Raw genomic sequence first — 22,706 nt, 5'->3', positions numbered from 1 at the left:
TTTATCTTGCATTGTTAACGTAAAAGGCAAGCCCGTTTATGCAGGCTTGCCTTTATTTATATGATGATCTATGAAAAACGCAGAAGGTTATCCGCGTCTTCCGCCTCGGCCGCCCCGTTTTGATTCAGTGTTGCGTTTGAGGCTAGATAAACTCTCTTCACTTGATTTCAAAAACTTAGACATTTTATCTTCAAAACTTTCCTTCGGTTTGAAATTACCTTTTGAACGAAAGTCTTTAGAACGGCTATCCACTCTTCCCTGACGTGGTGGGCGTTGTGAATAAGAAGAGGTTTGTCCTTCTGGTTTATCTATCGCTTTTTTGATGGATAAGGCAGTTTTTCCGTCTTTTTCACTAATTACTTTTACTTCGATTAGGTCGCCTATTTTAAGATGATCATTAACATCTTTTACATAGCTATCCGCAACCTCACTTATATGAACAAGACCTGTTGAGCCTCCCGGTAATTCCACGAATGCTCCAAAATTAGTGATACCTGTTACTTTACCTTGTACTTTACTACCTACTTCGACTGACATTGAAATATAGTTCCCCCTCAATAATGTTTAAGACACCTTATTATAACAAATATTTGCTGAAAAGAATATCACCTTTATTTTCGAAGCGGATTGAAAAAATGAATTAATGAATCCCAGTGGTGGTTAATAATTCCGCTCAATGACAAAATGCGTTAAATCACCGCGGTAGATGGTTCTTGAATATTCAATTATGGAACCGTCACTTAGATATGCTAAGGTTTCAAGGAGAAAACAGGGATCACCTTTATTGATTTTCAGTTTTTCGGCTGACTCATCGTCAGCCATCATTAATTCAAGGCTTTCGACTGTTTTGCTTATTTTTAAGCCGAATTGGCTCTCCAATTGATTATATAATGATTTTTCACAGCCTTTTCTTTTTAAAGCAGGTGTTTTATACCAGGGGAGGTAGGCCATTTCGAATTGAATGGGTTCATCGTTTACAAAACGGATTCTCTCAAGCAGATTAACAGGCTCGCCTTCCTTTATCTTTAATTGCTCGCTTAGAAATTCGTCTGCTGGCAGTACATCAAGATTTATCACTTTAATGAGCGGTTTTTTTCCTTGCATCGTGATTTGTTTGGAAAAATGGTCAACGGTAGTAGTTAAGGTTTGTCTTACCTTGTTTCCCGACACAAACGTTCCGCTTCCCCTTTTTCGAAAAATAAAGCCATCTATCGTTAATTGCTGGAGCGCTGTTCTCACTGTTGTCCTGCTTACGCCAAACTTTTCGCAAAAGTCAGCCTCAGTCGGCAGCTGTGAATTCGGCTTATATTCTCCATTATTGATTAATTGTATGATTGCGTCCTTAACCTGAAGATGGAGGGCGCTTCCGTCTTTTATATCTTCCATCAACTTATAATCCTCCCTTACTACTATATAGATAATCACAAATTAGAAATGTCATGACTAAAAAATACTTTTTTTAAAATTGTCATCACAAATTTTTAAAAAGGATGATAAATAGTCAGAGTAGTTAATACAATGATAAGGCTAAAACAATCTTACGACTTGGCTTATATTTGCACCTTTAAGGGGGAGGAAGCCGACGCTCAAAAGGATCATTTGCAATCATTGTTGTATTGTTACATTTGGTCTGCCATTATTTTATGTTTTGTAAACGCTATCATTAAAATGAAGGGGGTCATTATGAACATTCTTTTATGCTGCTCTGCCGGTATGTCTACAAGTTTATTAGTTTCCAAGATGGAAGCTAGTGCAAAATCTCAAGGAATTGATTGCAAAATATGGGCAGTTGGATCAACAGAAGTAAACGAAAAAATAGGGGAAGCTGACGTACTTCTCTTAGGGCCACAGGTTCGTTACCTGCTTACCCAGCTAAAAAGGGCAGGTGAACAGAAAGGAATTCCTGTTGCAGCGATAGATCCAAGACATTATGGACTTTGCAATGGTGCCGAAGTGTTAAAGCAAGCCATTAACCTACTAAATGGGGAGTGAAGAATACGATGAGCTTCGTTGACAAATATATCATGCCTTTTGCCAATAAACTCGGCAACAACAGGCATCTTCTTGCAATTCGTGACGCATTGGTCGGGATGATTGCGATTACGATGATCGGTTCTTTATCCGTATTATTAACGAACCTTGGTCAAGTACCAGGTATCGGAAAATATTATCAAAATTTAATGGTTTCCCTTTTCGGTGAAAGGTGGAATACCCTTGGTTCAGATATTTGGTGGGGTACGCTTGCCTTTATGACGATCTTTGCTGTTTTTGGTATTGCCCATAAATTGGCAAAGTCCTATGGTGATGATGGTTTTGAAGCCATGCTGGTAGCAGCTGCATCCTTTTTTGTATTGATTCCTCAAGTTGCCAATGTATCGATTACTCCTGAGGGAGGGGAAGCTGTTTCCGGTGGGATGTGGGGAGTAATCAGCTGGAATTACTTCAATGCTACGGCCCTATTTACCGGCATTATTGTGGCGATTGTCGCAACGGAAATATTTGTTCGCTTGGCAAAAGTAAAGTATTTGGTGATTAAGCTGCCGGAAGGTGTTCCGCCTGCTGTCTCCCGATCTTTTGCAAAGCTTATTCCGGGAATGACGACCATTTTTGTAATCGGGTTGTTTGGCCTGCTTTTACGTAAATTTATCAGTGATGGAGCATACTTGAACGACTGGATCAATAAGGTATTGGTTACACCGCTTACTGGTGCGGTTGATACGATGCCATTTGCCATCCTCGTCGTTCTCCTTGTGCATGGATTCTGGATTCTTGGTTTACACGGGCCGAATATCCTTGGCGGCATTACTACACCATTAATGACCAAGCTTGGACAAGAAAATGTAAATATGTATGCCCAAGGTGTGAAAGATTTGGGTGAATATAATGTCCTTGCAGGTTCCTTTTTAGATGCCTTTGTCTACCTAGGCGGTTCAGGTGCGACATTAGGTCTCATTATTGCGATGTTTATTGCCGGCAGGAAGAGGAATAAACAAATCCTTGCTTTAGGGACACCGCCGGGAATCTTCCAAATTAACGAACCAATTTTATTTGGTTTGCCGATTGTCTTGAACCCGATTTGGTTTATTCCATTCATTCTCGGCCCAATCATTATGACGGTAGTTGCCTATTTATCAATAAGTTTAGGCTTAGTTCATCCGGTTGTGGCGGATATTCCTTGGGTAACCCCGGCCATTGTAGGGGGACTGCTGGCAACGGGTGGTCATATTTCCGGTGCTGTGCTAGCGGCGGTAAATTTATTAATCTCTGTCTTGATCTATCTGCCGTTTGTGATTGCAGTGGGGAGAATTGAAGCAAGAAAAGCAAAGGAAAATACGTCAACCGAGCCGACTGTGAACTAAATTTCTCAAAATAATTCAGTGGGGCCCTGAGTGAAACACGTTCATTCTCCTTCAGGGCTCTTTTTAGATTATGTCGTTTACATATTTTTCAAGGGTCACAACATGAGGAGTGATTGGATGAAAAAGGGATTAAAAGTAGTAACAATTGGTGGAGGGTCCAGTTATACGCCAGAACTTATCGAGGGTTTCATAAACTTTCATAAGGAGCTTCCTATCCATGAACTATGGCTGGTAGATATTGAAGATGGGAAGGAAAAGCTTGAAATTGTCGGGAATTTGGCAAAAAGAATGGTGGAGAAGGCAGGTATTCCGATTGAAATTTATTTGAGTTTAGATCGTAAAGAAGCATTAAGGTCTGCTGATTTTGTTACCACACAATTCCGTGTCGGGCAGCTGGCTGCACGTGAATTAGATGAGCGAATTCCGTTGAGTCATGGTGTTCTTGGTCAAGAAACCAATGGCCCTGGGGGCTTATTTAAAGCACTTAGAACGATTCCTGTTATCCTCGATATTTGCCGGGAGATGGAGGAGGTTTGTCCGAATGCCTGGCTGATCAATTTTACCAATCCTGCCGGTATGGTGACGGAAGCAGTATTCCGTTATAGCAATATTCAAAAAGTCGTCGGGTTGTGTAATGTGCCGATTGGAATGGAAATGGGTGTGGCTAAACTTTTAGACATTGATCATGATCGTGTAAGAATCGATTTTGCCGGATTGAATCATATGGTGTTTGGATTAAATGTTTATGTTGATGGGGTTACAGTTAAGGATCAAGTCATAGATTTACTAACGGATCCGGAAAAAAGCATTACAATGAAAAATATTCATGCGATGGGCTGGGAGCCCGATTTCCTAAAGGCATTGGATGTTCTCCCATGCCCCTATCATAATTACTATTATAAATCAGGAGAAATGCTGGGAAAAGAATTGAAAAATTTCAAGGAAGGTGGGACACGTGCAGAGGTAGTCAAGAAACTGGAAAAGGAATTGTTTGCATTATATAAAGATCCTAATCTTTCTATTAAGCCGCCGCATTTAGAGAAACGCGGTGGTGCCTATTATAGCGAGTCGGCTGTACGACTTATACACTCGATTTATACTGACAGGAGGGATATCCAGGCTGTAAATACAATGAATAAAGGGGCAATTACGGGTATTCCCTATGATTCGGCGGTTGAGGTCAGTTGTATGATTTCTAAAGACGGTCCAAAACCTCTGACAATGGGGGAGCTGCCAATCGCAGTGAATGGATTGGTCCAGCAAATTAAATCATTTGAACGGACAGCGATTGAAGCTGCTATCAGTGGTGATTATGGCAAGGCATTATTGGCAATGACAATAAACCCGCTTGTACCAAGTGATCGTGTGGCGAAGATGATCTTAAACGAAATGCTTGAAGCACACAAGAGGTATTTACCGCAGTTTTTTAGCTAGTGAGGAGTGGAAAAATGGAAAGTTTAGAAGCAATCATCTTTCAAATTATTCTCCATGGCGGTAATGGGAGAAGTGCAGCCATGGAGGCCATCCAAGCAGCAAAACAAGGGGATTTTATACAAGCAAAAGAAAAACTGCAGGAGGCGGCGGTTGCCTTGAATGAGGCACATCATGTCCAAACCTCACTCATTCAAGGCGAAATTAGAGGCGAAAAAACGGAGATTTCATTGTTAATGGTTCATGCCCAGGACCATTTAATGAATGCAATGACCGTTAAGGACATGGCCTCAGAAATAGTTGAATTATATGAGAAATTCCGATGATCTGTCAAGAATCAAAGAAAAGATCATCCCCAAATACTAAACAGGTGATGTTAAATGATCAAATTGATTGTAAATGCTGACGACTTCGGTCTAAGTCCTGGCGTAAACCATGGAATCATCGACGGATATAAATATGGAATTGTTAATTCCACCTCAATGATGATGAACATGGATTGGATAGAACATGCGGTTCAACTAGCCAAAGATCATCAAAACCTACGAGTAGGAATTCACCTTGTCCTTACCTGCGGATGGCCTTTAACCAAAAACGCTTCAACATTGGTAAATGAACATGGCTCTTTCAAATCTTTGTCTGAATTAGGCAGTAAGGCGAAGGTTTCATTAACGGAAATCGAACACGAATGGTCGGCGCAAATTGAGCGATTTTTGGAAACTGGTTTGAAGCCGTCGCACCTTGATAGCCATCACCATATCCATACATTAAAAGAACTGCAGCCAGTTGTTAAGCAACTATCCAAAAAATTCACGCTGCCGGTAAGACGAAATGGTAAAATCCCGATTGAGGGAGTAGAATCTACCGCGGATATTTCCCTGTTTGATTTTTACAGTGATGGCGTAAAGGAAGATTATTTCTATAACCTTTCCTCACGTTTAGAGGATGGAATAACAGCTGAAATCATGTGCCATCCGGCATACTTAGATAATACCCTATTAAGCATGTCTTCTTATACCTTTAAAAGATTAACAGAACTTGAGATTCTAACATCAACCAAATTGCAGGAAAACATTATCTTATTATAAAAATATTAATAAAAAGGTACCTTCAAATAGAAGGGGCCTTTTTTGTTTCTGCAAATTCACACTAAACTTTCTTATGATAGTAAATCTTCATTCAAAAAGCTAATGATTTGCATCAGATTTCTTTACGGAAAAGGGGATTATGAACATTCAGTGACACATTCGGTTTTTCGGTGTCTTTTCCAAAGAATTGATATTAAGATATAGCTAAAGAGTGTGATTTATATCACAACGTATATCAAATTGGTATGCATTGTTTTTCTAGAATAATGGAAAGGGGAATATCCAAAAATGAAATGGGCTTTATTGACGTTGTTTTTTACTATAGCCACTGTGCTAACGGGTTGTGAACCATTAATGGTCTTGGATCCGAAAGGGCCACAGGCTGCAACACAAGCCAAGGACATTATATTATCAATCGGGATCATGTCGGTTATTGTTCTCACTGTTTTTGGCATCCTGATATTTATGCTGATAAAATATCGTGCATCTAAACAAAGGAAAGATTATGAACCACCCCATATTGAAGGGAGTGTGCTGGTTGAGACGATTTGTGTTGGGATTCCAGTATTAATTGTCATTTTCCTCTCAATTGTGTCTGTTCAAAGCAACTATAAAGTGGAGGCCACTCCGACAGGGTATGGTGATAAAGAACCATTAATTATTTATGCTTCCTCCTCGAATTGGAAATGGCATTTTAGTTATCCTGAAGAAAACATTGAAACAGTTAATTATTTGTATATTCCAACTGATAGGCCAATTGAATTTAAACTTTATTCCTATGGACCCATCACCAGTTTCTGGATTCCACAACTCGGAGGTCAAAAATACGCGATGTCTGACATGGTCAACACGCTTCATTTAGCCGCTGACGAACCAGGAGAATACATGGGACGAAATGCAAACTTTAGCGGGAAGGGATTCGCTGAAAATACGTTCAATGTTAAGGCCATGTCAGAAGATGAATTTGCTAAGTGGGTAAAAGAAGTTAAGAAAACAGCAAAACCACTGACTGAAGAAAAATTTGATAAACTCTTGGAACCGGGTCACTTAGGGCAATCCACTTACACTGGAACGCATTTAGGATTTTTGCCGCCGCCGGAAGGGGAAAATGGCGGACATCATCATGGGTCAACCCCTTCTGAGAATGCGGATAAACATGAACATGCAAGTGAAAGCAATTCAGAATCTGAACAGCATCACCATGCAAGTGAAAGCAATTCAGAATCTGGACAACATCACCATTAATAGTTTTAAAGTTTAATAACTTTGAAAAAAATACTCTCGAAAGGAGTCATATCAGTATGGATTTCTTTGATCGCTTTGCCATCCCACATCCAAGTCCAGTGATTTACGCATCAATGGTAGCCATTGGTCTAACAGTTATCGCGATAATCGCCGGTTTATCTTATTTTAAAAAATGGGGTTATCTATGGCGTGAATGGTTAACCACAGTTGACCATAAACGGATTGGGATTATGTATTTAATATCTGCTCTTTTAATGTTATTCCGCGGCGGGGTAGACGCGATTATGATGCGTGCGCAGCTGGCTGTACCTGAAAACAAGCTGCTCGATGCCCAGCATTATAATGAAATTTTCACAACACACGGAGTCGTTATGATCATCTTTATGGCGATGCCATTCATTATGGCATTAATGAACTTTGTTGTGCCGTTACAGATTGGGGCGCGCGATGTAGCGTTCCCGCGCTTAAATGCCTTAAGTTTTTGGCTATTCTTCATGGGTGCGATGCTCTTCAACATTTCTTTTGTCATTGGAGGCTCACCTGACGCCGGATGGACTTCGTATTTCCCACTGGCAGGTACCGATTTTAGTGAATCAGTTGGTACGAATTATTATATGATTGCGATACAGATTGCCGGTATTGGGACATTAATGACGGGGATCAATTTTATCACCACCATTCTTAAAATGAGAGCACCAGGTATGAAGTTGATGAAAATGCCAATGTTCACATGGGCTTCCTTAGTTACGAACGCAATCATCGTTTTTGCGTTCCCCGTATTAACTGTATTACTGGCAATGGGAACCATGGATCGGTTATTTGGAACGCATTTCTTTACCACCACGAATGGCGGTATGGATATGCTTTGGGCGAACTTTTTCTGGGTTTGGGGACATCCTGAGGTATATATCCTAATTTTACCGGCATTTGGGATTTATAGTGAGGTCATTTCAACGTTTGCTCGTCGGAATCTATATGGTTATAAATCAATGGTCGGCTCAATGGTGATTATCTCACTATTATCATTCTTAGTCTGGACGCACCATTTCTTTACCATGGGTCAAGGGGCACTAACAAACAGTATCTTCTCAATAACCACCATGGCGATTGCTGTTCCGACAGGTGTAAAAATATTTAACTGGCTGTTTACACTTTGGAAAGGAAAAATTGAGATCACGACGCCAATGCTTTATTCTTTACTGTTTATTCCGACATTCACAATTGGCGGGGTAACAGGGGTTATGCTTGGTATGTCTGCTGCTGATTACCAATACCATAACACGATGTTCTTAGTTGCTCATTTCCACATGGTCATTATTCCTGGTGTTGTTTTTGCCATGCTTGCAGGCCTTACTTACTACTGGCCAAAAATGTTTGGCTTTATGTTGAATGAGAAAATCGGGAAATTGGCGGCATGGATTATCTCTATAAGCACACTCATGGCATTTGTCCCAATGTTTTTCTCTGGCTTGGATGGGCAGGCACGCCGGATGTACACATATTCCGCATCAACCGGCTTCGGACCATGGAATATGGTTTCGTTTATTGGCGCAGCCGGACTTGCTGTAGGGTTTGCGTTAATCGTATACAACATCTACTACAGTACTCGCTACGCTTCAAGGGATATTGCAGCAGATCCATGGGATGCACGTTCATTAGAATGGGCAACACACACGCCAGTACCTTCATATAATTTCGCCATTGTGCCGCATGTGAAATCATCTGAAGCATTATGGGATGCGAAGAAACACGGTCACGAGTTATTCCCAGGTGAATATGAAAAAATTCATATGCCAAATAACAGCGGTGTACCGTTTATCATGAGCTGTATCTTCTTCGTTTGGGGATTTTCCTTTGTATTCAGTTTATGGATTCCGCTGATTTTAACAACAATTGGAATATTCGTATGCATGGGACTTCGTTCTTTTGAAAAAGATCATGGTCATTACATTTCGGTTGCAGAAATCGAAGAGACAGAAAATAATTTGCGAGGTGCTTAACAAATGAAAATAGATAACTCGCTGCCACTTGAATATAGTACGGAAGAAAATAGTAATAAAATTTTGGGTTTTTGGATTTTCCTTGGAGCAGAAATTATGCTTTTTGCTACCTTGTTCTCAGCCTATTTCACGCTAGTGGACCGTACGGGAAACGGTCCGTCGGGTGGAGAAATCTTTGAAATTACGCCTGTCCTAATTGAAACTATCGTGCTGTTAACGAGTAGTTTTACGATAGGCCTTGGGATTCATGCAATGCGTCTAGGCTATAAGAAAGCGATGATGGCTTTCTTTTCCGTCACGCTGCTCCTTGGTCTTGGGTTCTTATGTGTGGAAATATTTGAGTTTGTTCATTATGTCCACATTGGTGCGGGGCTGCAAACAAGTGCCTTCACTGCCATTCTTTTAACAACATTAGGAACACATGGAGCGCACGTAACATTCGGTTTAGTCTGGGGATTATTTATCGTTCTACAGGTGAAAAAGCGCGGCTTGACCCCTGAAACAGCAAATAAATCATTTATCTTTTCACTATACTGGCATTTCTTAGATGTCGTTTGGATCTTTATTTTCAGCTTCGTCTATCTGAAAGGAATGATGTAAACATGAAAGAATTATTCCCGATGAAGCAGGTAATGGGGTTTGTCTTTTCCTTACTCCTTACTACCATCGCATTGGCAGTTTATTTCTTAGACATGTCGCTGACAACCGGGATGACACTACTCCTTGTTACAGCCTTCATTCAAGCTGCTGTACAGCTGGTTGTATTCATGCACGCGGGTGAAACGAAAGATAAGGGAGCTATCTATACAAACGTCTATTACGGACTTATTATTGCTTTGGTGACCGTTTTCGGTACATTATTGTGCATGATTTGGGGTTATATATAATAGAAGAAATGAAAAGGAGCGTCCATTGTGGCGCTCCTAATTTTTTTTAGTTGGTTCTAAAAGAATTCCTTTATCTGCTGTTTTCAGCATTTCCTCTGTCGCCACGAAAAACACACCCATGAGAAAGATGAAAACGGCACCCATGATGATCCCAATGGAAATACCAGTTAAATTGCCGTAACCGTTTACAAAGGAACTATAGAAAAAAGTTAAAATTCCAATTGTTAGTAAAATACTGCCAGAAAGCTTTACAGTATTCAAGATTTTTGCATTTGATTCCATTTTTCTCATCCCCCTTTTTATATATTATTCACTTTGTTCACAGAATTGTCAAAATTAATTTATATAAATGGTTGAAAAAGTTTTGAGGGTGGATTTTTTAATAGTGCCAGTTAATCCCCATAAAATTGGATAGTGACTGAACTTTTTTTATTGCCGAAATGCTTATTCTTTTACTCAGTGATAACTTCTGTTATCTTAATTGAAAGAACTAATTTCCTGTGAAAGGTGATGAAATCGAGCAAAAAAGATGAAACGAGGGGTGAGAGAATGATCCGCTTTGAAAAGGTAACAAAGCGATACAAAGACGGTACCACTGCTATCAAGTCGATTAATTTGGAAATTAAAGAGGGAGAGTTTTTTGTCATCATTGGTCCAAGCGGCTGTGGGAAAACCACGCTGCTCAAAATGATGAATCGATTAATTGAATTAACTGACGGTACCATTTTTGTCTATGATAAAAAGATTAGTGACTACAACATTCACGAGCTACGTTGGAACATGGGATATGTCCTCCAGCAAATTGCATTATTTCCTCATATGACGATTGAGGAAAATATAGCGATTGTCCCTGAATTGAAGAAATGGAACAATGAAAAAATTCGCCATCGAACAGATGAATTGTTGGAAATGGTCGGTTTACCGCCGGAAAAATATCGGGGCCGGAAACCGAAAGAACTTTCTGGAGGAGAGCAGCAGAGAGTTGGAGTGATCCGTGCACTGGCATCGGATCCCGGAATTGTGCTAATGGACGAACCGTTCAGTGCGCTTGACCCGATTAGCAGGGAAAAATTACAGGATGACGTTCTTGAACTACAGCGGAAAATTCATAAAACCATTGTTTTCGTTACCCATGATATGCAAGAGGCAATCAAGCTTGGAGACCGAATCTGTCTCATGAAGGATGGAGAAATTGTTCAAGTGGGGACACCTAAAGAGTTGATCGAGAGTCCAGCTAATGAATTTGTCCGGGAGTTTGTGGGGGTGCAATCAGTTAGAGGAAAGGAGAATATCCGGTTAGAAAACATTATTGATCAACTCATGACCAGCCAAAGCCCGTCATCTACTTCCGTAACAATTCCGGCATCGTCCTCATTAAGAGAGGCACTTATCTTATTAACTGAGCATGAACAATTGTTAGTGGAAAAAGAAGGTCAAATAATCGGTTCCATAACAAGGCAAACAGCTTTACAATTTATGGCGGATGGTTTGCAGGAAAGAGGTGATGGCAATGGATAAATTTGCAGATGTTTTCAAAGAAAGACAATCGCAATTATGGAGTGCTTTGCTCGAGCATATTGAACTTTCCCTTATTGCCTTGTTTTTTGCCATCCTTGTTGCGATTCCCCTCGGTATTTATTTGACAAAAAAGCAAAAGATTGCTGAAGGGATTATCGGCATTACCGCCATCCTGCAAACGATTCCATCATTAGCCCTATTAGGTCTCTTAATTCCCTTGTTAGGCATCGGTAAAGTACCCGCAGTTATTGCCTTAGTGATTTATGCATTGCTGCCGATCCTTAGGAATACATACACAGGAATCAAAGAGGTAGATCCATCGCTTATTGAGGCAGCAAGAGCGATGGGGATGAACAGAAGACAAAGATTAGTAAAGGTAGAACTCCCCCTTGCCACTCCCGTGATAATGGCCGGAATACGAACGGCTATGGTATTAATTGTAGGAACAGCAACGTTAGCGGCACTTATTGGCGCTGGGGGATTGGGAGACATAATTCTTCTTGGAATTGACAGAAATAATTCATCGCTTATTATTCTTGGTGCTATTCCAGCCGCAGTTCTTGCCATTCTTATTGACGTATTCTTACGGAAATTTGAACGAGTATCTTTCAAAAAGTCCTTGATTACCTTTGGGGTGATGGGAGCGGCAGCACTTCTGATCATCGCAATTCCCTCTATTACCAACCATGATCAGAAAAAAATTGTCATTGGTGGAAAACTTGGTTCAGAGCCGGAAATTTTGATCAATATGTATAAACTGCTAATCGAGGAGGATACAAACTTAAATGTTGAACTTAAACCCGGTCTGGGGAAAACTTCGTTTGTTTTCAACGCTTTAAAGTCAGGCAGTATTGATCTATACCCTGAATTTACCGGAACGGCCATTTCGGAATTTTTAAAAGAGACGGCAGTAAGTACGGATAGAAAACAAGTGTATGACCAAGCCCGGACAGGGATGTTAAAAAAGTTTGATATGGAAATGTTGAAACCTATGAGTTACAACAACACGTATGCGTTGGCAGTTCCAAAGTCGTTAGCGGAAAAGGAAACTTTAACGACCATTTCTGATTTGCAGAAAATGAGGGGCAGCATAAAGGCCGGTTTTACCTTGGAGTTTGCCGATCGTGAGGATGGATATCGCGGGATTCAAAAACTTTATGGAATCACCTTTGATAACGTTAAAACAATGGAACCGAAACTCCGTTACAGCGCGATTAAAACAGGGGATATTGACTTGGTTGATGCGTATTCAACCGATAGTGAATTAAGGCAGTATAATCTATTTGTTTTAGAGGATGATCAGCATCTTTTTCCTCCTTATCAAGGTGCACCATTATTAAGGAAGGAAACTGTCCAAAAATATCCGGAAATCACCTCCGCATTAAATAAGCTTGCTGGAAAAATAACAGACGATCAAATGCGAGAGATGAATTATCAGGTAAATGTAAACGGTAAAAGCGCAAAAGAAGTGGCAAAACAATTTTTACAAAAAGAAGGATTAATAAAATAAATAAATAGACAAGACTCGGGGACAAAAGGATTATCATTGTTTAGAATAACATTGAAAGTAAAAACTGTCCTCATGAGGTGTTCATGAGGACGGAAATCAGATTAATTGTATTCTTTCACAAATTCCTTTGAACTTCTTATAGTATCAATCGGGCGCACAAATTTTTCGATTTGGCTTCGTTTCGGCTCTAAAAATGGAGGTAATGATAACTTTTCTCCAAGTGTTTCATATGGTTCATCCCCCATAAATCCAGGGCCGTCTGTGGCAAATTCAAATAAGATTTGCGGGGCAACTCTTACATACAATGACCCAAAAAAGAAGCGGTCGACAAAACCGGAGGTACCGAATCCAAAGCCTTCTATTCGTTTCATCCAATCTTCTAAAACGGTACGATCTTCAACACGAAATGCCGCGTGGTGAACGGTACCAAAACCTTGTTGTGCTTGTGGCAGAATGGCATTGTATTCGACAACTACTTGGGCACCATTGCCACCTTCGCCAACTTCAAATAAATGGAATGAGCCTTCTTGGCCGATTTCATTAAATAAGAGTACTTTTTCCATCATTTCTTTAAAGTAATCAAAGTTCGCCACGCGGACAAAGAGTGGTCCCAAACCAGTTATTGCATATTCTAATGGGATTGGTCCTTTTTGCCATGGTGTACCGCTCGCTACACCTTTATTGTTTTCATCCGAAATTAATTGGTATTGCTGATCATCAAAATCCACAAACGAAAGAGTCTTTTTGCCAAATAATTCTTTGATACCAGTATGCTTTATATTTAATCGATCAAAACGTTTTACCCAATACTCAATGGCAGCATCACTTGGTACGCGGAAGGACGTTTTAGAAATCTCATTCGTTCCATGTACCCCTTTAGGGATGCCGGGGAAATCGAAGAACGTCATATCAGTCCCAGGACTGCCCGCATCATCAGCAAAAAATAAATGATATGTTTGGATGTCATCTTGATTTACTGTTTTCTTTACTAAACGCATTCCTAACACATAGGTAAAAAACTCATAATTTTTTTCCGCGCTGCTCGTGATTGCAGTAACATGGTGAATTCCTTTTAAACTGTTCATTTAATACCCTCCAATGTACCTTATTTTGTCCATTTTTTATTATTTCACTTTAAGTTTGTTCACTACTCAAGAAATAGGGCATCCCTTTAGTAGACTTTATAAATGGAAATTCGATAAGGTGATTATTTTTAATTAAAATATCTTTAATTCGAGATAAATTGTATCATGCACCATTTTTCCTGTCAATGGATATGTGAGTGTTGCTAAATAAAAAGGTGAGCAAGTACTAATGTACCTTGCTCACCCAACGAAAATTAATAAATCTTATCACCATTAAAAATGGAATTTTTCACAACGACATAATCTACATTGCGGATTGCCTCTAACTTGTCTCCACCTGAATAAGAAATTGAAGACTGAAGATCTTGTTCCATTTCTTTCAACGTGTCGATTAAAGAACCTCTGTATTCAACATACATTTTTTTACCTTCAACGTTTTTCTTTTCGCCTTTTTGAAATTCAGAAGCAGAACCAAAGTATTCCTTATAAAGCTTGCCATCTTTCTCAATGGTTTCGCCTGGAGATTCTTCATGACCAGCAAATAATGAACCAATCATGACCATTCTGGCCCCAAATCTGACAGATTTAGCGATATCACCATGTGTCCTAATTCCTCCATCAGCAATAACAGGCTTGCTTGCTGCCTTCGCACACCAGCGCAGTGCCGCTAATTGCCAGCCGCCAGTCCCAAAGCCAGTTTTAATCTTTGTAATACATACTTTTCCTGGTCCAATACCTACTTTTGTGGCATCCGCACCAGCATGTTCCAACTCTCTCACAGCTTCTGGAGTTCCAACATTTCCTGCAATTACAAAGCTTTCAGGTAAATGATTCTTAATATGTTTAATCATCTCGATCACTGCATTGGAATGGCCATGTGCGATATCAATCGTAATGTAATCCGGTGTGAGCTGTTCGTCAGCTAATTGCTGGATGAATTGATATTCTTCTTCTTTGACGCCTACACTAATAGAGGAGAACAAGCCTCGTGTTTTCATATCTTTAATAAAAGAAACTCGCTTCTCTGGTTCAAACCGATGCATGACATAGAAGTAGCCATTTTCCGCTAAGTAAATGGAAAGCTTCTCGTCGATAATCGTTTGCATATTTGCAGGTACTACAGGCAATTTAAAGGTATGACCGCCTAAGGTTACCGAGGTATCACATTCACTTCTGCTATTTACAATACATTTCGCTGGAATCAATTGAATATCTTCGTAATCAAACACATTTTCCATGGATTGCACCCCTAAACACGAATATTAAAGTTTAATAATATATAATTGTTCGTACATTTGTTAATTTACATCATTTTTATTAGTATGTCAAAGGTTTAACTATTAATTTTCATCATAAAAACTAAAATGGCTGCTTGCATGTATAATTATTTCGCTTCATAAGATAGATTATCTGAAGCGGGGTGATATATTGAAAAGATGGTTAAAAGCCATTATATTGACATATCTTTGTCTATTATTTTTTGGAAGTTTTTTAGCAGTAGGGTTGCTGTGGACGGGAGTCTTTGAAAAAGCACTGCCATTTATTTCTCAAATCAAAATCTTTCTTTACTATTTTTTCGCTGGAGCGATCGGCGGCTCATTAAGGCACCTTTACATGTTTTGTTCTCACTATATGGAAGGGGAATTACTAGATTATCGAAAGTGGATTATGTATATTTTTTATCCTATTTTTGCAACAGGAACAGCTGTAGTTGCTGTCACCTTAATCCAAAGCGGTCTATTTTTAATTGAGTTCACCGAGTATAAAGACACCCCTTATGCACCAATAAGTATTGCTTTCTTTGTTGGATTTGGCTTTAACCGATTTGTCAATCAACTAAATGTTATCTCCAAAAATTTATTTCAAGCAAACAACAAAAAAATGAACAGTTCGGAAATAAACAAGTAACCATTGCTTTTTTTTGGACAACATAAAAATTAAAAAAGTTATCAATACTAAAAAAGCTAAGATTTTCAACAAACCTTATTATTTGGAGGCCGACCAATGGCAAATAGAAATCCGATTGAGTTTACCGGAAGAGTTTTGGATCAAAGAAATACCCTGACTGGACCAGATGATGCAGGAAAGGGATCGTATCCAGAACGACCCAAACATGTACCTATTCAAGAGTCAAAAAATAATAAAGTAAAATAGACTTTTGATTTGTAAGAGGAGGAATTTTTCTCCTCTTTTTGGTTGAAAAAAACGCTGCAAAAATGAGGAATTTCCATCATAGGCATATAAATGTAATTCCTGTATTCCAATTGGTATGATTGGAGTGTAACTCTTAAAGAAAGGATAAATTGATTATGGCAACTATTCAAATACCTGTATCTGTCTTAAATTTAGCCCCAATTCGTGAGGGTCAGGGCCCAAAGCAAGCGGTTGATGCCATGGTGGTTCTTGCACAAGCAGTCGAAAAAATGGGCTATCAACGCTATTGGATTGCAGAGCATCATAATACGCCGACACTTGTTAGCTCCGCTACGTCAATTTTAATCAAACATACATTAGAACATACCAATCACATTCGGGTTGGATCGGGTGGTATCATGCTCCCTAACCATTCTCCATTAGTGGTGGCCGAACAATTCGGAACGATGGCCACAATTTATCCAAATCGTGTCGACCTTGGACTCGGCCGTGCTCCCGGTACTGATATGATGACAGCCAATGCCTTAAGACGTTCGAAAAATGATGCGGTTTATACATTTCCGGAGGATGTTCAGGCCTTGCTCACTTATTTTGGCCCGGAAGAACAGCAAAGTTATGTAAGAGCCTATCCAGGTGTTAGCACGAATATACCAATTTATATCCTTGGTTCGTCTACCGATTCAGCGTACTTAGCGGCTAGTTTAGGTCTGCCATACGTATTTGCTTCCCACTTTGCACCAAGGTACATGGAAGAAGCAATTTCGATTTATCGTGACCGTTTCCAGCCTTCTGAGTACTTAGACAAGCCATATATGATGGTTTGCTTAAATGTGATTGCAGCGGAAAGTGATCAAGAGGCTAAATGGTTATCGACATCAATGCAGCAATTTTTCCTAAATGTAGTACGTGGTTCACGAATGCCTTTAAAGCCACCTGTTGAAAGCATGGATGAGCTTTGGACTCCAATGGAAAAAGAAATGGCTACATCAATGTCAAGCGTGACACTGATAGGAAGCAAAGAGACCGTTAGACAACAGCTGACTAGTTTTCAGGAAAAATATAACGTAGATGAACTCATGGCGGTGTCATATATTTATGATCCTGAAAAACAAAAACGTTCGTATGAAATATTGAAGGAAGTAGTGGACGGGAAATAGGATCAAATCTACATTTTTGCTATTACAAAAGGCATGTATCATGGTGTACATGCCTTTTTTGTTTTAGTTATTAATTTTCGGTTGTCGAAGCAGCCTGCCTATTTTCTAATTGATTAATCCGCTCAACTATTCTCCGTTTCCGATATAGCATCATTCCTGTTTCGGCTACATCCCCAATTGATGATCTATTTATGAATGCACCAAAAATCATTCCGGCAATCGGGACCATTTGAAAAAGTTTTTTCCAGCCAAAACTATCCCGATAAGTAGTAACAACTTCACGCCAACCTTGCAATTGGGAAATCATGCGGGAGTTCTGCTTGTCATGGTTGAATGCGGAAAGATCCTCTAAAATGGCCTTTTTCCCAACAATATCTGAAGAGGTAAATTGCAGACATTTTACTATGAATATCCTTTCCGACTTATTCTTAGGGTCATAGCCATAACATATGGAAATCTCTTGTAAAACCTTTAGTGATAATCCTAGGAGGATTGGGATATCGATTGCAAGAGTAAACAATCCGCCGATCCCTGTTGTTGCCCCTTGGATGGTTGCCATGTTTGTTCTTGAGTTTTTTATTTCATTTGCAACCTCATCCATCTTGCCGAGCGGCACCTGCTCCAATTGATCGATGCTAATGATATCTTGTTCCATTGAGGAATCCTTGGCGGTAAACTTCTTTAAAATACTTTTCTCACTGATTAAATATTGCCCACCGGTCTGGATAAAGCTGCCTAATTCATCAATCATTAAACCAATTTTATTTTGAATAAATTTTGGGGTTAGTTTATCGAGCAACACAAATGGCAACCGTCCAATTTTCTCCCAAAACCACAAACCCTTTTGGTCCTTTTCCCATTTTTTTATCTTTTTTAATTCACCCTTTAAAAAATCAGCTGATTCAACTGTTGTCAAAATGTATCAACTCCGCATTCGTCATTTAAAATATATATACGGACAAGTATAAAACTAGTTTCAACTTGTAAGGTTGAATTATTCTTTTTTAAAAATGTCTACAACTCTATAAGTAAAGAGGAGGCAATTCTATTAAAAGAATGCCTCCGTTTTTGATAAATAGCGATTTAGTTTTAGCTATTATCCTTTTGGAATTGAATCATAAACTCACTGAATGCTTTGCATGCGTCAAAAGGAACGGCATTGTAGGCTGATATGCGGCATCCGCCAATGGAGCGATGGCCGTTTACTCCTACAAAACCTTCTTGTTTTGCTTGTTCTAAGAAATTCTTTTCTAATTCTTTTGAGTTTAAGTTAAAAGTGATGTTCATGAGTGAGCGACTGTCAGGCTCGGAATGGCCAATATAAAAACCATTACTAGTGTCAATTCCGTCATAGATTAGTTTAGCTTTCTTTTCATTCTGTTCAGCGATTGCCGTTAATCCACCTATTTCACGTACCCAGTTAAGGACTTCTCCCAGCATGTAAATGCCAAAGGTTGGCGGTGTATTATATAAGGAGTTGTTCTTCGCATGTGTGCTGTACTTTAACATTGTTGGGATATTGGTGTTTGCTTGTTCAAGCAAATCCTTGCGAATGATGACAACAGTCACGCCTGATGGGCCAAGATTTTTCTGAGCACCGGCATAAATAAGGGCAAACTTACTGACGTCAATCGGTTTAGATAGAATATCACTCGACATATCTGCAATTAACGGAACATCCCCAGTGTCAGGGAAATCAGTCCACTGTGTACCATAAATGGTATTGTTGGAAGTAAGATGTAAATAAGCATCGTCAGGATTAAACTCTATTTCATCAACTTTTGGAATACTACGGTAGCTGCTTTCTTTTGTGGAAGCAGCATGATAAACATCCCCAAACAGTTTCGCCTCGGAGAATGCTTTTTCAGACCAAGATCCGGTCATCACATATCCAGCCTTTTTCCCAGAGCGTAAAAAATTCATTGGAATCATGGAAAACTGAAGACTTGCTCCGCCTTGGAGAAATAGTACTTCATAATTATCCGGAATGGACAGAAGTTCCTTTAAGGAGTTAATCGCCTGATTATGTACGGTCTCATAGGCGCTGCTTCGGTGGCTTAGCTCCATAACTGACATTCCAGTACCCCGAAAATCAATCAGTTCTGCCTGAGCTTTCTCTAGAACGGATATAGGTAAAGCTGAAGGACCTGCATTAAAATTGTATGTGCGGTGTGTTTGCAATTTCATTTTATCCTCACCCCATTTTTTATTTACTTGAATATATCATATATTTTAAAAATTTGGGAAATTAAAGCGGTTACATTATGAAATAAATATTTTAGGCATTTTAGCAAGCAATGGTTTAGGTTTCAGATGCCATATAATCACAAATATACTATATAATAGAAGTGGTAAAGGTTGACTTAGAAAAAGTCTGCAGACAGAAAATAAATTCAGGGGGTGTGAGGAATGCAAGAAATTAAATGGGGAAGTCCGATAAGTTTGGCATGTTTAGGTGTATTTCTTGGGGGCCTTGGCATATTCTTTTATGCCATTTGGTCTACCTTTCTTAATTAATAGAAGTTTAGAAAAAAGTTAAGATATATAGTTACCTATTAGATGTCCTTTTAAAAAAGAGGACCTCTTTTTTTATTTCCTAAAAAAAGGATAATTTCTTTAGAAAGGAATTATTCAGCATGATTAAAAATTTATTCCATGTTACATAAACAAATCCAGTGTATATAAAATTGTACAGCTGTTGTTTTTTTCAAACATTTGTACAAATGAAAGCATCATAGCTAAACTGTCAAAGAGTGTGTAACCAAGACTATATTTATCAGTAGGAAAGGCTGGCACAATTCTTGCAAACTTAAGGTAGAACCATATTCTGGACGTTTCACTCTGATTGTTAACCTACATTTTTATTTGTAAGGAGGAACCACTCTTATGTACGAATGGAAATCAATTATTTCAGACTTACAAGAGCTTATAAAAATTAAAACGGAGCCAATTGGAATGAAGTTATTCCAAACCCAAGAAGAAATGGAAGCGATTCCAAAAGTTAGGCGTCCACAGCAGATCCATACAACCGATCAAATCGTGGCACAGGCTGCTAGACTTGGCTGGACAGTGGGGATTACAAATGAGGATTTAGCAGGTGCTCAATGTGGTGCCGTGATTGGACTTCATCCGCAAGATGAGAAGTGGCTTTCAGGAAAAGAGTATGCGGGTGTTTGGTATGAAACAGGTCAAGATGCAAACGTACATCAACAGGCAATGGAAGTTGTTCCATATGGAAGCTACGAGGCGATGGCTGTTTCACCACTTGTATCGGGACGTCTTAATCCGCCAGATATTTGTTTGATTTATGCAACTCCGGGGCAAATGATTTTATTCATAAATGGTTTGCAGTGGCGAAATTATCAGAAGTTTGATTGGAGCATTGTCGGTGAATCTTCCTGTGCGGACTCCTGGGGACGGGCATTGAAAACGGGCAAACCAAGTTTGTCTATTCCTTGCTATGCAGAAAGGAGGTATGGGGGAGTTTTAGATGTTGAGCTCTTAATGGCCCTATCACCAGATGATTTACTGAAAGCAATTGAAGGGATGAAGCAGTTGAGCCGAAATGGATTTAGGTATCCGATTCCGCAATACGGGATCCAGCAGGATGTAAGAAATGGTCTTGCGGTGAGCTATGGTAAATAAAGTACAAATGTTGTCTCAATAATAAAAATGAGGAGTGAGCGTGTATTGAGTGAAATAACTTCATTAAATCGTGTGGCTATAGGTGATATAGTTCGCAGGACATCAGCAAAATATCCAAAGAAAACCGCGATTATTTCCGGCGATAATAGGATTAGCTATAAAGATTTTAACGAGGATTGCAACCGCTTTGCCCACTACTTATTGGATCTTGGGCTAGAAAAGGGGGACGCGGTAGCAACTATTTGCGGTAATTCGTGGCAATTTCTTGTTGCCATTATCGGAATTGCTAAAGCAGGTCTAGTCTGGGTTCCGCTTAATCCGGGAGTTTCTTTTAATGAAAAGGCCTATATACTTTCGGAAGTACAAGCAAAAGTGCTTATATGTGACGAGTTATTTTTACAGGGAAAAAAAGAAGAATTTTCAAGTATGTGTCCGGAATTACTCGTAATTGGCAATGGCGCTCTTGAAACAGATAAATTTGAAAATGCACTTCAAACTATTAAAATAGATGAACCGGAAGTAGATATTGGTGATCGGGATATTGCCCAGATTATGTTTACAAGTGGGACAACCGGAACACCGAAGGGCGTGCTCATTAATCATCAAGCGGTATTCATTGCCAGTCTGGCGAATATTATCGAGGCCGGCATGAATAGAGAGGACATTGCGACACTGTTGATGCCCGTATTCCATTGCGCTCAACATGCACTTGCGGCTTCCTTTTTCCATCTGGGTGCAACCGTTGTCATCATTCAAGGATTTGAGCCGGAATCATTTATGAAAACAATTGAAAAAGAACAGATTACCTGGATGTTTGGTCTGCCTATGATGTACAGAGCATTCCTTTATCATCCTTCCTTTAATAAATATGATTTATCAAGTCTGCGCTATTGTTTATACGCGATGGCACCGATGGATCGAAATACGCTTGAAAAAGGGATCAATGAACTTGGATGCGAATTTGCTCTTGGTTCGGGGCAAACCGAAATGTATCCGGCCACCTGTGTGTTTAAACCAGAGGATCAACTTAGTAAATCTGGTCCATATTGGGGCGTGCCATCATTAATTACTGATATAGCAATTATGGATGAAAGTGGGAAATTCCTTGGCAAAAAAGAAGTCGGGGAAATCGTTCACCGCGGTCCGAATGTAATGGCAGGCTACCTCAATAATCCAGAGGAAACAAAACGAGCACAACAATTTGGTTGGCATCATACAGGAGATTTAGGTTACTTTGATGAGGAGGGACTGCTCGTCTTTGTCGACCGAAAGAAAGATATGATTAAGACAGGCGGGGAAAATGTGGCATCCATTCAAGTTGAACAGGTGCTGTTATCCTACCCGAAAGTCTTAAATGCTGTCGCTGTGGGGTTACCACATGAGCACTGGATCGAAGCCGTAACGGCTTTCGTCGTCTTAAAACCAGGAGAGGAAGCGACGAAGAACGACATCCTAAATCACTGCAAAGAACAGCTGGGATCTTTCCAAATACCTAAAGAAGTGTTAATTGTGCCTGAACTCCCACAGACAATCACTGGAAAAATTCAAAAGCACGTTTTAAGGGAAAAATATAGCAATCTATATTCTAATTATCCGGTTTAACCACCTGTTTTTCATTAAAATGTGG

At 39.5% G+C, this 22,706-nt stretch carries 23 protein-coding genes; 16 read left to right on the top strand and 7 right to left on the bottom strand.

Annotated features, from left to right (window positions below):
* Window positions 1-87: 87 nt before the first annotated feature.
* Window positions 88-537: a S1 domain-containing RNA-binding protein gene (locus ACIQXV_RS12380; RefSeq protein WP_402959170.1), complete on the bottom strand. Its 450-nt coding sequence runs from the start codon at window positions 535-537 to the stop codon at window positions 88-90.
* Window positions 538-660: 123 nt separating this feature from the next.
* Complete coding sequence (locus ACIQXV_RS12375) at window positions 661-1,386, bottom strand: GntR family transcriptional regulator (RefSeq protein WP_402959261.1); 726 nt, start codon at window positions 1,384-1,386, stop codon at window positions 661-663.
* A gap of 297 nt (window positions 1,387-1,683) precedes the next feature.
* Here ACIQXV_RS12375 and ACIQXV_RS12370 point away from each other — a divergent pair, with 297 nt between their 5' ends.
* The 9 genes from ACIQXV_RS12370 (at window position 1,684) to qoxD (ending at window position 10,010) form a co-directional block, all read left to right on the top strand.
* Window positions 1,684-1,992, top strand: a complete 309-nt coding sequence (locus tag ACIQXV_RS12370; RefSeq protein WP_402959168.1) for a PTS sugar transporter subunit IIB — start codon at window positions 1,684-1,686, stop codon at window positions 1,990-1,992.
* An 8-nt stretch (window positions 1,993-2,000) separates the two neighbouring features.
* Entirely contained in the window at window positions 2,001-3,359 is a 1,359-nt protein-coding gene (locus tag ACIQXV_RS12365; protein ID WP_402959166.1) for a PTS sugar transporter subunit IIC, read from the top strand.
* A gap of 117 nt (window positions 3,360-3,476) precedes the next feature.
* Window positions 3,477-4,793 (top strand): 6-phospho-beta-glucosidase, encoded by a 1,317-nt coding sequence (locus tag ACIQXV_RS12360; RefSeq protein ID WP_402959165.1) that lies wholly within the window; start codon window positions 3,477-3,479, stop codon window positions 4,791-4,793.
* Window positions 4,794-4,807: 14 nt separating this feature from the next.
* Window positions 4,808-5,116, top strand: a complete 309-nt coding sequence (locus ACIQXV_RS12355; protein ID WP_402959163.1) for a PTS sugar transporter subunit IIA — start codon at window positions 4,808-4,810, stop codon at window positions 5,114-5,116.
* Between the two features lie 54 nt (window positions 5,117-5,170).
* Window positions 5,171-5,878, top strand: a complete 708-nt coding sequence (gene chbG, locus ACIQXV_RS12350) for a chitin disaccharide deacetylase (protein ID WP_402959162.1) — start codon at window positions 5,171-5,173, stop codon at window positions 5,876-5,878.
* A 288-nt stretch (window positions 5,879-6,166) separates the two neighbouring features.
* Complete coding sequence (qoxA, locus tag ACIQXV_RS12345; RefSeq protein WP_402959160.1) at window positions 6,167-7,123, top strand: cytochrome aa3 quinol oxidase subunit II; 957 nt, start codon at window positions 6,167-6,169, stop codon at window positions 7,121-7,123.
* Window positions 7,124-7,179: 56 nt separating this feature from the next.
* On the top strand, window positions 7,180-9,123 hold the full coding sequence (gene qoxB, locus ACIQXV_RS12340; RefSeq protein WP_402959158.1) for a cytochrome aa3 quinol oxidase subunit I: 1,944 nt from the start codon (window positions 7,180-7,182) through the stop codon (window positions 9,121-9,123).
* A 3-nt stretch (window positions 9,124-9,126) separates the two neighbouring features.
* A complete protein-coding gene (locus ACIQXV_RS12335; protein WP_402959156.1) occupies window positions 9,127-9,723 on the top strand; it encodes a cytochrome (ubi)quinol oxidase subunit III in 597 nt (198 codons plus the stop codon).
* Window positions 9,724-9,725: 2 nt separating this feature from the next.
* Window positions 9,726-10,010, top strand: a complete 285-nt coding sequence (qoxD, locus tag ACIQXV_RS12330) for a cytochrome aa3 quinol oxidase subunit IV (protein ID WP_402959155.1) — start codon at window positions 9,726-9,728, stop codon at window positions 10,008-10,010.
* 36 nt (window positions 10,011-10,046) lie between these two features.
* On the opposite strand, the gene ACIQXV_RS12325 is transcribed toward qoxD, so the two are convergent.
* Window positions 10,047-10,292, bottom strand: coding sequence for a hypothetical protein (locus ACIQXV_RS12325; RefSeq protein WP_402959153.1), 246 nt, complete (start codon window positions 10,290-10,292; stop codon window positions 10,047-10,049).
* A gap of 267 nt (window positions 10,293-10,559) precedes the next feature.
* On the opposite strand from ACIQXV_RS12325, the gene ACIQXV_RS12320 reads away from it, so the two are divergent.
* Both ACIQXV_RS12320 and opuFB read left to right on the top strand, forming a co-directional pair.
* On the top strand, window positions 10,560-11,528 hold the full coding sequence (locus tag ACIQXV_RS12320) for an ABC transporter ATP-binding protein (protein ID WP_402959151.1): 969 nt from the start codon (window positions 10,560-10,562) through the stop codon (window positions 11,526-11,528).
* On the top strand, window positions 11,521-13,038 hold the full coding sequence (gene opuFB / locus ACIQXV_RS12315) for an osmoprotectant update ABC transporter permease/substrate-binding subunit OpuFB (RefSeq protein WP_402959149.1): 1,518 nt from the start codon (window positions 11,521-11,523) through the stop codon (window positions 13,036-13,038). Before ACIQXV_RS12320 ends, opuFB begins: the two co-directional genes overlap by 8 nt.
* 101 nt (window positions 13,039-13,139) lie before the next feature.
* Here opuFB and ACIQXV_RS12310 read toward each other — a convergent pair whose 3' ends face one another.
* Window positions 13,140-14,123: a ring-cleaving dioxygenase gene (locus tag ACIQXV_RS12310; protein ID WP_402959147.1), complete on the bottom strand. Its 984-nt coding sequence runs from the start codon at window positions 14,121-14,123 to the stop codon at window positions 13,140-13,142.
* A 254-nt stretch (window positions 14,124-14,377) separates the two neighbouring features.
* Window positions 14,378-15,361, bottom strand: coding sequence for a GMP reductase (gene guaC, locus ACIQXV_RS12305; RefSeq protein WP_402959145.1), 984 nt, complete (start codon window positions 15,359-15,361; stop codon window positions 14,378-14,380).
* A 190-nt stretch (window positions 15,362-15,551) separates the two neighbouring features.
* Here guaC and ACIQXV_RS12300 point away from each other — a divergent pair, with 190 nt between their 5' ends.
* The 3 genes from ACIQXV_RS12300 (at window position 15,552) to ACIQXV_RS12290 (ending at window position 17,434) form a co-directional block, all read left to right on the top strand.
* Window positions 15,552-16,031 (top strand): hypothetical protein, encoded by a 480-nt coding sequence (locus ACIQXV_RS12300; protein ID WP_402959143.1) that lies wholly within the window; start codon window positions 15,552-15,554, stop codon window positions 16,029-16,031.
* A 96-nt stretch (window positions 16,032-16,127) separates the two neighbouring features.
* On the top strand, window positions 16,128-16,277 hold the full coding sequence (locus tag ACIQXV_RS12295; protein WP_402959141.1) for a hypothetical protein: 150 nt from the start codon (window positions 16,128-16,130) through the stop codon (window positions 16,275-16,277).
* A gap of 155 nt (window positions 16,278-16,432) precedes the next feature.
* Window positions 16,433-17,434, top strand: coding sequence for an LLM class flavin-dependent oxidoreductase (locus tag ACIQXV_RS12290; protein ID WP_402959139.1), 1,002 nt, complete (start codon window positions 16,433-16,435; stop codon window positions 17,432-17,434).
* Window positions 17,435-17,504: 70 nt separating this feature from the next.
* Here ACIQXV_RS12290 and ACIQXV_RS12285 read toward each other — a convergent pair whose 3' ends face one another.
* Together ACIQXV_RS12285 and serC are read right to left on the bottom strand one after the other, a co-directional pair.
* Window positions 17,505-18,350: an EcsC family protein gene (locus tag ACIQXV_RS12285; protein WP_402959137.1), complete on the bottom strand. Its 846-nt coding sequence runs from the start codon at window positions 18,348-18,350 to the stop codon at window positions 17,505-17,507.
* A gap of 173 nt (window positions 18,351-18,523) precedes the next feature.
* A complete protein-coding gene (gene serC / locus ACIQXV_RS12280) occupies window positions 18,524-19,621 on the bottom strand; it encodes a 3-phosphoserine/phosphohydroxythreonine transaminase (protein WP_402959135.1) in 1,098 nt (365 codons plus the stop codon).
* 699 nt (window positions 19,622-20,320) lie between these two features.
* On the opposite strand from serC, the gene ACIQXV_RS12275 reads away from it, so the two are divergent.
* Together ACIQXV_RS12275 and ACIQXV_RS12270 are read left to right on the top strand one after the other, a co-directional pair.
* The gene (locus ACIQXV_RS12275) at window positions 20,321-21,079 is read left to right on the top strand and encodes a DUF169 domain-containing protein (RefSeq protein ID WP_402959133.1); all 759 of its coding nucleotides are present in this window, start codon (window positions 20,321-20,323) and stop codon (window positions 21,077-21,079) included.
* A 45-nt stretch (window positions 21,080-21,124) separates the two neighbouring features.
* On the top strand, window positions 21,125-22,681 hold the full coding sequence (locus tag ACIQXV_RS12270) for a class I adenylate-forming enzyme family protein (RefSeq protein ID WP_402959131.1): 1,557 nt from the start codon (window positions 21,125-21,127) through the stop codon (window positions 22,679-22,681).
* Window positions 22,682-22,706: the final 25 nt, after the last annotated feature.

Source organism: Neobacillus sp. NPDC097160 (assembly GCF_044762155.1).
Taxonomy (GTDB): domain Bacteria; phylum Bacillota; class Bacilli; order Bacillales; family Cytobacillaceae; genus Neobacillus.
This window is presented reverse-complemented; position numbering and strand designations above follow the sequence as displayed.

Excerpts from the sequence above, each read along its gene's own strand:
- qoxA (WP_402959160.1), top strand. The coding sequence starts at position 6,167 with ATGAAATGGGCTTTATTGACGTTGTTTTTTACTATAGCCACTGTGCTA.
- ACIQXV_RS12335 (WP_402959156.1), top strand. The coding sequence starts at position 9,127 with ATGAAAATAGATAACTCGCTGCCACTTGAATATAGTACGGAAGAAAAT.
- ACIQXV_RS12360 (WP_402959165.1), top strand. The coding sequence starts at position 3,477 with ATGAAAAAGGGATTAAAAGTAGTAACAATTGGTGGAGGGTCCAGTTAT.
- ACIQXV_RS12380 (WP_402959170.1), bottom strand. The coding sequence starts at position 537 with ATGTCAGTCGAAGTAGGTAGTAAAGTACAAGGTAAAGTAACAGGTATC.
- ACIQXV_RS12355 (WP_402959163.1), top strand. The coding sequence starts at position 4,808 with ATGGAAAGTTTAGAAGCAATCATCTTTCAAATTATTCTCCATGGCGGT.
- ACIQXV_RS12320 (WP_402959151.1), top strand. The coding sequence starts at position 10,560 with ATGATCCGCTTTGAAAAGGTAACAAAGCGATACAAAGACGGTACCACT.
- ACIQXV_RS12370 (WP_402959168.1), top strand. The coding sequence starts at position 1,684 with ATGAACATTCTTTTATGCTGCTCTGCCGGTATGTCTACAAGTTTATTA.
- ACIQXV_RS12275 (WP_402959133.1), top strand. The coding sequence starts at position 20,321 with ATGTACGAATGGAAATCAATTATTTCAGACTTACAAGAGCTTATAAAA.
- opuFB (WP_402959149.1), top strand. The coding sequence starts at position 11,521 with ATGGATAAATTTGCAGATGTTTTCAAAGAAAGACAATCGCAATTATGG.
- guaC (WP_402959145.1), bottom strand. The coding sequence starts at position 15,361 with ATGGAAAATGTGTTTGATTACGAAGATATTCAATTGATTCCAGCGAAA.
- ACIQXV_RS12290 (WP_402959139.1), top strand. The coding sequence starts at position 16,433 with ATGGCAACTATTCAAATACCTGTATCTGTCTTAAATTTAGCCCCAATT.
- qoxD (WP_402959155.1), top strand. The coding sequence starts at position 9,726 with ATGAAAGAATTATTCCCGATGAAGCAGGTAATGGGGTTTGTCTTTTCC.
- ACIQXV_RS12310 (WP_402959147.1), bottom strand. The coding sequence starts at position 14,123 with ATGAACAGTTTAAAAGGAATTCACCATGTTACTGCAATCACGAGCAGC.
- ACIQXV_RS12375 (WP_402959261.1), bottom strand. The coding sequence starts at position 1,386 with ATGGAAGATATAAAAGACGGAAGCGCCCTCCATCTTCAGGTTAAGGAC.
- ACIQXV_RS12295 (WP_402959141.1), top strand. The coding sequence starts at position 16,128 with ATGGCAAATAGAAATCCGATTGAGTTTACCGGAAGAGTTTTGGATCAA.
- ACIQXV_RS12365 (WP_402959166.1), top strand. The coding sequence starts at position 2,001 with ATGAGCTTCGTTGACAAATATATCATGCCTTTTGCCAATAAACTCGGC.
- ACIQXV_RS12325 (WP_402959153.1), bottom strand. The coding sequence starts at position 10,292 with ATGGAATCAAATGCAAAAATCTTGAATACTGTAAAGCTTTCTGGCAGT.
- qoxB (WP_402959158.1), top strand. The coding sequence starts at position 7,180 with ATGGATTTCTTTGATCGCTTTGCCATCCCACATCCAAGTCCAGTGATT.
- chbG (WP_402959162.1), top strand. The coding sequence starts at position 5,171 with ATGATCAAATTGATTGTAAATGCTGACGACTTCGGTCTAAGTCCTGGC.
- serC (WP_402959135.1), bottom strand. The coding sequence starts at position 19,621 with ATGAAATTGCAAACACACCGCACATACAATTTTAATGCAGGTCCTTCA.